General features: G+C 40.6%; 8 protein-coding genes and 1 riboswitch. All 8 genes read right to left on the reverse strand.

All coding sequences use genetic code 11. From position 1 onward, the window contains the following. Nucleotides 1–116: 116 nt before the first annotated feature. Nucleotides 117–1,436: a DUF5667 domain-containing protein gene (locus D9X91_RS02895; RefSeq protein WP_121679068.1), complete on the reverse strand. Its 1,320-nt coding sequence runs from the start codon at nucleotides 1,434–1,436 to the stop codon at nucleotides 117–119. A gap of 181 nt (nucleotides 1,437–1,617) precedes the next feature. Beyond that, nucleotides 1,618–2,379 (reverse strand): TerC family protein, encoded by a 762-nt coding sequence (locus D9X91_RS02900; protein WP_121679069.1) that lies wholly within the window; start codon nucleotides 2,377–2,379, stop codon nucleotides 1,618–1,620. A 37-nt stretch (nucleotides 2,380–2,416) separates the two neighbouring features. Continuing rightward, a riboswitch (yybP-ykoY riboswitch) is annotated at nucleotides 2,417–2,565 on the reverse strand. 54 nt (nucleotides 2,566–2,619) lie between these two features. Next, a complete protein-coding gene (locus tag D9X91_RS02905; RefSeq protein ID WP_121679070.1) occupies nucleotides 2,620–3,090 on the reverse strand; it encodes a hypothetical protein in 471 nt (156 codons plus the stop codon). Nucleotides 3,091–3,309: 219 nt separating this feature from the next. Then, nucleotides 3,310–4,848: an aldehyde dehydrogenase family protein gene (locus D9X91_RS02910; protein WP_121679071.1), complete on the reverse strand. Its 1,539-nt coding sequence runs from the start codon at nucleotides 4,846–4,848 to the stop codon at nucleotides 3,310–3,312. 11 nt (nucleotides 4,849–4,859) lie between these two features. Beyond that, a complete protein-coding gene (locus D9X91_RS02915) occupies nucleotides 4,860–5,960 on the reverse strand; it encodes an SDR family oxidoreductase (RefSeq protein ID WP_121679072.1) in 1,101 nt (366 codons plus the stop codon). Between the two features lie 190 nt (nucleotides 5,961–6,150). Then, nucleotides 6,151–9,237, reverse strand: coding sequence for an efflux RND transporter permease subunit (locus D9X91_RS02920; protein ID WP_121679073.1), 3,087 nt, complete (start codon nucleotides 9,235–9,237; stop codon nucleotides 6,151–6,153). Between the two features lie 263 nt (nucleotides 9,238–9,500). Further along, nucleotides 9,501–10,901 (reverse strand): Na+/H+ antiporter NhaC, encoded by a 1,401-nt coding sequence (nhaC, locus tag D9X91_RS02925; RefSeq protein WP_121679472.1) that lies wholly within the window; start codon nucleotides 10,899–10,901, stop codon nucleotides 9,501–9,503. A gap of 694 nt (nucleotides 10,902–11,595) precedes the next feature. Continuing rightward, complete coding sequence (locus tag D9X91_RS02930; protein WP_121679074.1) at nucleotides 11,596–12,072, reverse strand: GNAT family N-acetyltransferase; 477 nt, start codon at nucleotides 12,070–12,072, stop codon at nucleotides 11,596–11,598.

Genomic DNA, 12,072 nt, shown 5'->3' on the forward strand with positions numbered 1-12,072 from the left:
AAGGAAGGATCGGCCTAGAGAAAAACCAGCCTCTCCCTCCTTCCGAGATGTTTATCGTTCATGATGAATATTAAAATACATCATTTTGTAATCATCCTTTAGACATCATTTATTGCTTAATGCTGGTGCCCTTCATGGTTTTCACCTTGGTGATCATGGGAGTCATTTTTACCGAAACCCTTATGTTGATCGGATTCATCATCGTATTTTTGAACATGTTTTTCCACATGTTTTGCTGCTGACTTCATCATTTCTTGTCTTTTTTCCTGGAGGGCTTTGCTTTGTTCTTTCTCGTTATCTTTTTCTTCTTTCCATTTTGTTTTCATTTCTTCTTTTTTAGATTTCCAGTTTTTAACTACATTTTTCATTTCTTTTTTCTCAGGTGATTTTACATCCGTTGATTGGTCTTTTTCATCTGTTGTTTTTTGGTCCGTTTGAACAGGGGTATTCGTGTCTTTTTGTTTTGCGGAATCTTCTACTTCTTTTTCTCCACTATTCTCAGGTGCTTCCGCGGCCTGATCTTTTGATTCATCTTGAGCTGTTTGATCTTTTTCATTTTTCTCTTTCTCAGCCAGGTATTTTTCGATTCTATCCATTTTCCTAGCTAGTTTTTCGTAGCTCTTTTCAATGTTCTTTTCAAGTGCAGCCTTTGCCTTTGGATTCTTTACGTGCTCCAATGCAGCTTTTAAGGCAACGATATTCTTAGCCATCATCTCTTCAAGGTTGTCGATTGCTTCTTTGTCTGTCGTTGAAGCACTATCATCTGTTTTTACATCTGCTTCTTTATCTTCATCTGCAGTTTTTTCTTCAGATTGGTCATCCGCTTTTGTATCTGCCTCATCCGTTTTGTCAGTGTCTTCCGTCTTAGGGGCATCAGTTCCGTCAACGTCTGCTTGTGTCTCTGAGTCAGTTGAATCGGCTGATTGTTCATCAGTCGTTTTTTCATCTACACCTTTCGGATCTTTTTGGCTGTCATTGTCGGAATCCATTTTGTCCTGAGCATCCTTCATTTCTGCCAGAGCATCTTTAATGGTTTGAACGGCCAATTCTTCTTTTCCTTCAGCGAGCAATGCCTCAGCCTCTGCAAAACGCTCTGATGCATATTGGGATAGCATTTTCGCTTCTTTATCATCATCTCTTGTAAAGGCAAGCTTGATGTTTTCCAGTGCAATTTTTGCAAAGTAGAAAAAGTCACCTGGTAAAAGCGATGGTGTTTCTGCTTTTGTTTCATCGAATTGCTTCACAGCTTCCTCAATTGCCTTTGAAGCTTGATCTCCACTCATTCCTTCAGGTAGGGAAACGCTTGTGTCAGCCTTTGTGTCAATCCCTGAATTGCTGCTGTTTTCAGCTGCGTATGCAAATGTATTAGATAATGAAAAAGTTCCTGCCACTAAAAGAGCTAATGATGTTTTTGCGATTTTCGATTGTTTCGACATTGATTCATCCACCTCGACGTAAGTTTTATTCAGCGATCGCTTTCATTACAAACATACGCGGACCTCACACCTTTTTTAGGGGGGAGAAATGAAATATTCTCTTAAATAGGTAAAATTAATCATTTATTTCATAAAAAAAGACCGCCATTACCGGCGGTACCCCTACTTGGTGCCTGGCACTTTAGTGCCAGGCACCACTTTTTTTGATACTTTTTCTTGATAGGACATATCCGCTTGCGGCGATAAAGATAAGGACAGTCCAGAAAATCGCTTTCCAAGCAATGGATTCAGGAAAATGATGGTCAATGAGTCTTACTTTGGGATGGGCCAAGGTAAATACAGTTAATTTGACACCGACCCAACCGACGATAATGAATGCTGTCGTCTCAAGCGATGGATATTTTTTCAACAAATTGACGAACCAATTGGCTGCAAACCTCATGATTACAAGACCGATGATTCCGCCTAAAAACATGACGGCAAATTGGCCTGCATCCACCCCGCCGATGACAAACCATCCCGATGGCCGAAGCGTCACCGCAAAAGCAACCGCTGCAAGCATCGAGTCGATTGCGAATGCGATATCCGCCGCTTCCACTTTCAAAACCGTCATCCAAAATGACCCGCTCGATTTCACTTTTATATGTTCCTTTTCCTTTGTATACCTGCTTACTAAATGGTGGATGCTGATGTAAAATAAGTAAGCTGCTCCCAAGGCTTGGACCTGCCACACATCCACTAGCAACGAAATGAGGAAAAGTGCAGCAAAGCGAAAAATGAATGCTCCGAATAGCCCGTAAAAGAGTGCTTTCTTCCGATCATCCCTTGGCAAATGCTTAACCATCACGGCCATTACGACTGCATTATCAGCTGCCAAAATCCCTTCCAGTCCGATTAAGATGAGCAGGACCCATCCATACTCCAATAACGTTGATAATTCCATTTGGACACCCTCCAATAATAGTATGGACAAAAATCCTATTGGCAAGGTGCAGGAAATAGAAAAAGACCTTTGCCTATAGGCAAAGGTCTCGCTGGACACTATCGTGCCAACAAAGCCGATGGATCATCCATGTAATGACGACTTTGTTTTAGGTAAAACCTAACGCTACTCCCCTTCGACTTTCGTCTCTGTGAGTCATTTAATTATTTTCATTATAAAGGAGCGATTACGTTCATTCAATCATTTATGATTGACGAATTTTTGAATGAGCACTTGCTTGATGAAAAGTCCAATAAGAATACCTGGAACCACCCCGAACATTGGCAGGAAAACGGGTCCGATCAACTTTCCACTAATAAAGACTTTTGGAGCAAACATTAAACCAATGGTCACAAAATATGCACAAAAAGCAAAAGGCAGATAAGCAAACTTCTCTTCCGGCTTTATTGAAGTTTTATAGGCGTCCCACAGGGCGAACATATATAAACAAGGATAGAACATCAGCCATTGATAGTCTACGACCTCCGATGCCTGTTCCGTCTGTCCAAGAAAGCTTAGCATTATGGCCTTATTGAAATGACTCATCACATTAATCAGTATTTCCAGAGAAACGAACAGTACCCCTTTAATGAATGAACCCGCTAGGAGCTGGGGAAATCCAGGTAAGGCAATCCCCCAAAATACTGCTTCAAGTTTGTCAATCTTTTGCATGTTTATCAGCCTTTTTAATAAACGTATTTGTGCTATTCTCCCTATCTTTCCCAAATTCTGTATTTTTATCAGCAGTTAATATTTATTGGCTGTTTTCGTAACGATTTTTGTATGTTGAAATAAAGAGAAAAGAGCCTAATAATTAATCAAAGTAAAGATAGGTTGATTTCTGTGTAAGGCCGATGCACAAAAAGCAGCATGTGATTCTCTAACTCATCATCATTTTTTCAATAAACTTAAATAGTCTTTGGCAAACTTCATCCAGTTTCTTTTTTTTCCAAAATAATTCTGGAAGAGTGAAACAAAGCGTTCGTATTTCCCTTGATATGGGAACCATTGTACTTCTGTACGCTTCCTACCTTTATCCATCAAGATTGATTTTTCATGACAAAAGACCCGAAGGCCGGCGTCCCCGTGATATCTTCCGATTCCGCTGTTTTTGGTTCCTCCGAATGGCAGGTGATGATTTGCGACAGAAGTAATGACATCATTTATGACGACAGACCCTGATATCAGGCGCCTGCTGATCCTTCTAGCTTTTTTCAAGTCTGCAGTCCACACACTTGCATTTAAGCCATACTGTGTGGAATTGGCTTTTTCCACAACTTCTTCCTCAGTAGTAAATTTCACAATCGGAAGGACAGGGCCGAAAGTTTCCTCTTTCATTATATCCATTTCTTCCGTGACATCAGTTAATATCATGAGGGGAATGAACATACCATTGACCCATTTTTCAGGGGGGGTCCCGACAGCCAGTCGTGCTCCTTGTTCGAGTGCGTCATTCAATTGATGTTGAATGATCTTCTTTTGTCCTATATATGTCATCGATCCGAGATCAGCATCTTTTTCAATTCCTCGTTTGATCGAATTAGCTTCTTCTTTAACCAACGATAAGAATTGAGAATAGACCGCCTCTTCGACATAGAGTCGTTCTGTACTCATACATACTTGGCCGCTGTTTGTAAACGCCCCCCAAACTGCTCCTTTTGCCGCCCTTTTTAAATGTGCGTCGGAAAAGACGATCATCGGATCTTTCCCGCCTAGCTCCAGTGTTGTAGGGATAAGCTTTTTTGCTGCTGCTTCGGCGATTTTTTTTCCTGTCGAAACAGATCCAGTAAAAAAAATGTAGTCAGGATCGCCTTGCGTAAATGCCTCCCCTACTTTTTTTCCTCCTTGGGCAATTTGGACAATGTCCTGAGGAAATTCAACCTTATTGAATAGCTCTCCAATCAGCTTTCCAACCAGTGGAGTGATCTCGGATGGTTTTAAAATGACTGCATTCCCCCCTGCCAATGCGCTTAAAACCGGAACCATTGCCAGGTTTAGAGGATAGTTCCATGGAGAAATGACAAGGACAACACCACGCGGCATATATTCAACGTATGATTTTTTACCGATTAGCAGTAATGGCGTCGAGACTTTTTGGGGACTCAGCACTTTTCTTGCCCGCTTTTCAATATGCACGATTGCATCAATGGTAGGCATGACATCAGCCGTAATTGCCTCTGTCAATACTTTCCCTGTATCTTTTGAAATGACTTCTGCTATTTCTCTCATATTTTCGACCATATAGAGCCTAAGCTTTCGGAAAAATACCATCCTCTCCTCTATACTCATTTTCCCCCAGCTTGCTTGTGCTTTACGGCTCTTGTGATAATATTGCTCTGTCTGATCAGGTCCGGTTTCTTCTATCTCTTCAAATGTTTCTCCTGTCGCCGGATTGACGACAAGCAATGTATTTTTCTTTGTGATTTGCATGTGTTTTCCTTTCATTGAATATTGATATGATATTCTTGACGATCTTTATTATTTAAATAAAAATGAACCATGTTAGGGAGACCCTGCATCAAATCCGGACAAATGATGTCTGTTCCATTCAAGTCTTCCAAAGTATTCGAACAATCAAAATGACCTTCCCATATAAAATAATCCAATGCTTCCTTTTCCACACCCAAAAATCTGCGAATCGAAGATTGACTTAGGATAATGCTTAATAGCTTTATTGGAATGGAACCAAATGGCTTCCTTTGTATCAGCTGCTTCATCATTTCTGTGTAAACAGCTGATACATCATACGGTTTTGGATCTGTCAGATGGTATGTCCTATTCAATCCAACCGGCTCATGGCTAAGATAAAGGACCGCTTTGATTACATAATCGACCGGAACTAAATTTACCACCGCTTTGCTTCCTTTTATTGATGGTATAAACGGAAGGTATCTTAATCGAAATAACATATTCATGATGAAATAAGGTCCATCAAATTTTTTCGTTTCCCCCGTTGATGAGTCTCCCTTGACGATTCCAGGTCGGATGATGGTGATGGGAACATCTTCTTTCAATGCCTCTACCATTGTTTCTGCTTCATACTTCGTTTCTTCATAAAAATTGTGAAAGGCCACTGGTTTAATCAATTCATCTTCTTTTAGCTTTCCTGTCCTTTTTCCAGCAACATATGCAGTGCTAAAATAAATATATCTTATAATATTCACACAGCTTTCAGCAAAAGTATTTACATTTTTAGTCCCCACTACATTTATCTCATAAGCAAGATTCCTTTCGACTGCCAGGTCATAAATGGCTGCCAAATGCCAGACATACGCTGTTTCTTCTGTTAGCAGCTCCCATGCGTCTTTGTTCAGCCCCATCTGCTCTTTCGTGATGTCTCCCTGAAATAATTTTATTTGTGAATCCTCCAACCCGAGAGAGTTAATCAGTTCCTCTCTCTCTCGCCTTGCCCTGACACTCATGGATGCTATATATAATAAATTCACGCGTGAATTTTTATCACGCTTAAAGATGCCTTCAATCAGCTTGGCACTTAAAAAACCCGGAAAGCCAGTAATAAAATATGAGCCGCATTTCTCCATCCATATCCCCCATTTTGTTCATGAAATTGACCTAAACCAAAAAACATTTAAGAAGACAGATTTCTAAAAAAATCTTTATAACCATTATATTAGACTGAATATTCCAAAAACAACACCTTTCCATTTGTCTTACATAAAAAGCTGCCCATAAGCAGCACTTTCTGCTTATGGACAGCCAATCCTTCATACTTTATAACGAACTCGATTTTCTATTCCATCTATATTTCTTTCGGAGACTCTTATCAAAATAGCTGTATACAACCGGAATGATAAACAATGTTAAAAATGTCGAGCTGACCAATCCACCGATGACCGTAATTCCCATAGGCTGATTGATTTCAGTGCCCTCTCCGATCCCCAAAGCCAATGGAACTAAGCCTAAAATAGTCGTCAGTGCCGTCATCAGAATCGGTCTTGCCCGATCTTTAACCGACAGGACAATCGCTTCGTAGCTGTCCATACCTTCTTCCTTCCTCTGATTTATATATTCGACGATAACGATGGCATTATTGACGACAATTCCTGCCAATACAATGACACCGATAATCGATGATACGCTGATGGAGGTTCCGGTGGCATACAGGGCAGCCCCGACGCCAATGATCATCAGCGGGACGGTGAACATGATGACAAATGGATATTTATATGATTCAAACTGTGCAGCCATTACGATGTAAACCAATACGATGGCCAATCCAATGGCCAAAAGCATATCGTCGATGGAATCATCAAGCAATTGCCGATCACCGCTAAAAGTGATTTCCGTCTCTCCAGGCAGATTCAATTGTGCAATTTTGTTGTCTACCACATTGGAAATTGAGCCAAGATTTGTTTTTGAATCATATTTTATGGTGAACTGAACGGCATTTTGCTGATCGATTCGTTCAATTTTCACCGGCCCATCACCAATTGTAATATCTGCCAATTGATTCAAAGCGATAAACTGTCCATCAGGTTTTTTCAATTGAAGTTTCTTTAGTTGTTCCAGATTTCTCGTTATCTTGGAATCATATTTGACAAAAACTCCGTATACATCTGAAGAATTGGAAATGATCTGGGTGGCAATCTTTCCCCTTGTAATATCGTTCACCATCTTAGCAATTTGGACAGGGGCCATTCCAGCTTTCAAAGCTTCATCCCGTTTGATATCAATTTGAATCTCCTTGACGCGTTCCATTTGGTCCGTTGAAATATCATTGATATCTTTTGTTCCTTCCAGTGAATCATAAATTTTCTGAACTGTATTGTTCAGCCGTTTTGAATCCGTATCCTGGACACTGAAGGTCAAGGTTTGGGGGCTTGTCCCTGAAGAAGATTGTAAATTATAAGTGATTTCTGAGCTGGGATTTACTTTCGCTGCTGCATCCTTCAACTTCCCCTTCATATCATCGACAAACTTAAAAACAGAACGATTTCTTTTGCTAAGTGGCTTCATTTTAATATAAATTTCTGCTTCATTCGTACTTCCAGAGCCTCTGAACGCATCCTCCTGTGTAGAACCGACAAGACTTACATATACGTCGACATCTTTTTCTTTTTTTAATTGGCCTTCGATCGATTGAACGACTTTATTTGTTTCAGAAAGGGAAGTCCCATTCTCAAGCTTTACACCAATGGTAAATGTCCCTTCATCTGTGGCAGGCAGGAATTCCATCCCCACCTTTGTCAGGCAAAGAGTCCCAGCCAACAATAATATAGTCGATAGGCCCAATACTGTTTTTCGATGATTCAATGACCACCTTATCGATCGATCCAATAAATTCATTCCTTTTGAACGCCGCCTCCTTGCTTCTGGATCCCCTTTAGGCGTTTTAAGAAGGCGGCTCGCCAACATCGGTATTACCGTGAGAGCAACAATCAACGAAGCAAATAAACTGAAAGAAATGGTCAATGCAAATTGAGTGAATAATTGTCCGATCAACCCCGTGATAAATACAACCGGCAAGAATACGGCAATGGTCGTTAATGTGGATGCCGTGATTGCCCCTCCCACTTCTTTCGCTCCGTCCATCGAAGCTTTCTTTGGATCCTTGCCCATCGAAAGGTGCCTGTAAATATTCTCAATGACCACGATGGCGTTATCCACCAGCATTCCAATGCCTAATGCAAGAGCTCCCAAGGTCATGATATTCAAGGCAAAATGAGAGAAATACATTAATACAAACGTCACGATGACAGAGTATGGGATGGCAACCCCGATGATAAGCGGGCTCTTGATATTCCGCAGGAAAAGAAATAGTACCAGCATGGCGAATAGCCCTCCGACGATAAGTGAGCTGGCTATATTGCCGATCGCCTGTTGGATGTAATCTCCTTGATCAAATAAAATATCAGATTTGATTCCTTCGTATCTCTTTTCTTTTAGCAAGCGTGCCAGCTGTCCTTGAAATTCTTTCGATACATCCGCAGTATTTGCATCAGACTCCTGCAGCACACTCAAAAGCAAGGATGACTTCTGATTGCTCCTCGTAATCGTCCGCTCATCTTTGTTTCCCAGATCGACGGACGCAACATCCTCTATCCGGATTTTTTTCCCGGTTAACGGATTGATGCTCAATACTAATTTTTTTATATCATCTGTCCCATGCAGCGAGCTGATCACTCTTGTCGTGAGTTCCTTCCCGTTTGTAAGCACCGTGTCCCCTGGCATGGATATATTATTGGACTGGATTGTGTTTACTACATCCGTTTGGCTCAGCTTATATTTTTTAAGCTTCTCCTGATCGAGTTGAACGTTGATTTGATCGACGAAGCTTCCAGATACATTGACATTGGCAACTCCTTTTACCTTCGTCAACTCCTGTTTCAATTTCTCCGAAAGCTTTTTCAAATCCTTTTCATCTGTTTCTGACCTTAAAGATAATTGTATGATGGGAAATTGGGAAGGATCGAATTTCAAAAACTTGGGCTGTTCTACATCTTCCGGAATGGGAGTTTGATTGATTCGCTGGAGTACATCATTTTCAATACCATCAATGGAGGTGCTCCATGAAAATTCCAAAAGGATAAAATTGGACCCTTCCTGTGATGTCGACCGGATTTTTTTGATTCCAGGGAGCGTCGATAGACTTTGCTCCAACGGCTTTGTCACCTTTTCAACCACTTCAGCAGGGCTTGCTCCCGGATAGGAAGCTACGACAACACCAACAGGAGGGTTGATGTCCGGTATCAATTTCAAAGGTATTTTTAATAAAGATACGGTACCCAATATGAGGATCAGGAACATTGTTACGATCGTAAACACGGGTCTCCTTATCGAAAAATTGCTTAATTTCAAGTAAACTTCTCCCTTCAATGCTGCCCTCGAAAAATAATTTTACTGGATATATGTACCTTTAAATATAATGGATGGATATTGTTTGATTCAACTTATTGTCTTCTCTTTTTTATAAATGGACACATTTGAATGGGATTGATATCTCTGCCCCCGCAGCTTAAATCAACTACTGGCAGGCTTTGAATAATTGCAGTTAACTATACAAAAGAGACAAAATCAAAGCATCAAAATAGGGCTGCCTCCTTCAGGCAGCCCTTCAGCCGTTATGCAACTGCTTTATGTTCTTCGTCCTCGAATGTCAATGTTTTACCTGTCAAACCAAATAGAATCGTCAAAACAGGGGAAAGCAGACAAAAGATTGAAAACGGTAAATAGGATAATGTGGAAATTCCAAGGACGTTCGATATGAATACTCCGCACACACTCCAAGGAACCAGCGGATTGATGACAGTTCCGGCGTCTTCCAATACTCGTGATAAATTTTTTCTGGCCAATCCGACTTTTTGGAATGAAGATTGAAATGTCTCACCGGTCAATAAAATGGAAAGATACTGTTCCCCCACTAAAATATTGATGCCGATGGCCGTCAGCGCCGCTGAAGCGATCGTCCGCGAACTATGGGTAAAGAGATGCTCTACTCTATTTAAAAGCACCGGGATGATACCTAGCGTGAACAACAGGCCTCCCATACTCAAAGCGAGAATGACAAGAGAAATGGTAAACATCATACTATCAATTCCGCCTCTTGATAGTAGAGAATCGACTGCATCAATTCCTGTATGAGACACATACCCGTTAAATAAAATATTGAACAGCTCTTTGCCTCCTGCAGAATGATGAATGAATGACAGAACGATTGCCGATACGGAACTTAATGCAAGTGTCAGCAGGGCAGGCTTTTTGGCCACTGTCATGATCAATAGGATGACAATCGGAATGATGCTGTACCAATGGACAAGATCTGTTTTCAATAGCCCTTCTTGATAATGGTTGATCTTACTTAGGTCGGCCTCAGATATATCCGGTGAGAGAACCCCGAAGAAAAGCAGTGATAATATAAAAGCAGGTCCAGTCGTCCACATCATATTGCGGATATGCTCGAATAAATCCACTTTGATGATGGATGAGGCTAAATTCGTGGTATCTGACAACGGAGACATTTTATCACCGAAGAATGCCCCAGACACAATCGCACCAGCTGTGATTGCTTCTGAAAGCCCAAGAGCATTGGATATTCCAAGAAATGCGATGCCGATTGTGGCAATGGTCGTCAAGGAACTGCCGATGCATACCCCGACGATCGATGTCACGATGAATGCCAATGCGTAAAAGAACTTTGGTGTCACGATGCTGAATCCACTGTATATCAAAGTGGGGATCGTTCCGCTGATCATCCACGAACTGATCAAGATCCCAATAAAAAAGAAAAGATAAATGGCCGGCAACCCTGCTTTGGCCCCTTCTGCCATTCCCATTTCCAACTCTTTATAGGCAACCTTCTTTCCAAGTCCAAATAAGAACAGCATCATGATCGATATGAGAATGGGGATATGCGGAGCTGCCTCCAGCTTGATGATACTGAAGCCCATAATCAAAAGAATGGCAATAATGATGCCGACCGCTTCGGATAATTTTGGAGTATAAATCGATTTAATTCTGAACATATAGGACCCCCCTGAAATAAATAAGGCGATATCGCCGAAAATATCAGGGAAGAAGCGTTCCAACACAAAAAAGCTTCCTCCCCAATCATAGGGACGAAGAATTCTCCGCGGTACCACCCTATTTGACAGGCACTGCCAGTCCACTCAAAGTGATTCAACTCATAGCCAAGCGGTGTAATTCGTTTTATGACTGCCTGGATTTCCACCAACCATCCAGTCTCTTCCTGCTGCAATTCATATCACTACTATGTCCGCTAAAGTTGATTCGTTTTATTCTCAAACGCTTTTAAACTTAAACGCTTTTAATCGTTAAAGTATTTATAAATAATAATTTAACACGAAAATAAAATTAGTCAAGTATTTTATTCATTATGAAAGGCTGTTTTCGTAAAGATTGTTGTCAAAATCCTACTGCGTTTTTAACGTAAAAATAGCCTTTTAGTTCGTTGAATGAAATTTTTTCAGCTCTTTACTCCCTATTACGCGATCTTGAAGTTGAAACTTTGCTTAAACAATCCTACTTTATTAGCTAAAGCAACAAAGTATGAGGAAAGACCCTTATGAAAAATAAGACGCACCCTGTGTTATGGATGCCTCTGTTAGCATTTGAAATCAAATAAGATTTATTCAGCTTCAAGCAACTCTTTAACAATAGCTTGCATTCATTAATTTACCTTTATTAACAACGATTGTTTTAATATAGAACTTTCTTCAAAACGATTTCGTCAATGATTGGAATGCCGTTTTGAGCAACGAGTGGGATATTTGGTTTCATCTTCCTTGCTTCATTGACTGCATTCTCTTTAATTTCTATCAAACGGTACCCTCTTTTTTGATAGAAGGCAATCGCCCTAATATTGTCATTGGTAGTTATCAGGGAAATGTACTTCTTTCCTAATGTGAGAGCCAGTTGTTCAACTTCATATAATAATTTGCTTCCTATGCCCTTCCCTTCATTCCTGGCATCCAATGAAATGACTTCTAAATATTCCTGCCTTTCAAAATATGAGACAAGTCCAATTATATTTTCATCTAACATGCAGGCAAACCCAGGCAATGTGGAACATTGAAAAATCCCACTGGAAAGGACCATCTCCTCAGATCCCCAATGCTCGAAAAAGAATTCCTTGCGTTCTTCAACGGATATGATGGAAAGCGAAACAATCTTCAT

It is taken from the genome of Falsibacillus albus, from assembly GCF_003668575.1.
GTDB classification, from domain to species: domain Bacteria; phylum Bacillota; class Bacilli; order Bacillales; family DSM-25281; genus Falsibacillus; species Falsibacillus albus.

Bases quoted from the DNA above. Each gene is read 5' to 3' on its own strand.
- D9X91_RS02895 (WP_121679068.1), bottom strand. From the start codon at position 1,436: ATGTCGAAACAATCGAAAATCGCAAAAACATCATTAGCTCTTTTAGTG.
- nhaC (WP_121679472.1), bottom strand. From the start codon at position 10,901: ATGTTCAGAATTAAATCGATTTATACTCCAAAATTATCCGAAGCGGTC.
- D9X91_RS02930 (WP_121679074.1), bottom strand. From the start codon at position 12,072: ATGAAGATTGTTTCGCTTTCCATCATATCCGTTGAAGAACGCAAGGAA.
- D9X91_RS02910 (WP_121679071.1), bottom strand. From the start codon at position 4,848: ATGCAAATCACAAAGAAAAATACATTGCTTGTCGTCAATCCGGCGACA.
- D9X91_RS02905 (WP_121679070.1), bottom strand. From the start codon at position 3,090: ATGCAAAAGATTGACAAACTTGAAGCAGTATTTTGGGGGATTGCCTTA.
- D9X91_RS02915 (WP_121679072.1), bottom strand. From the start codon at position 5,960: ATGGAGAAATGCGGCTCATATTTTATTACTGGCTTTCCGGGTTTTTTA.
- D9X91_RS02900 (WP_121679069.1), bottom strand. From the start codon at position 2,379: ATGGAATTATCAACGTTATTGGAGTATGGATGGGTCCTGCTCATCTTA.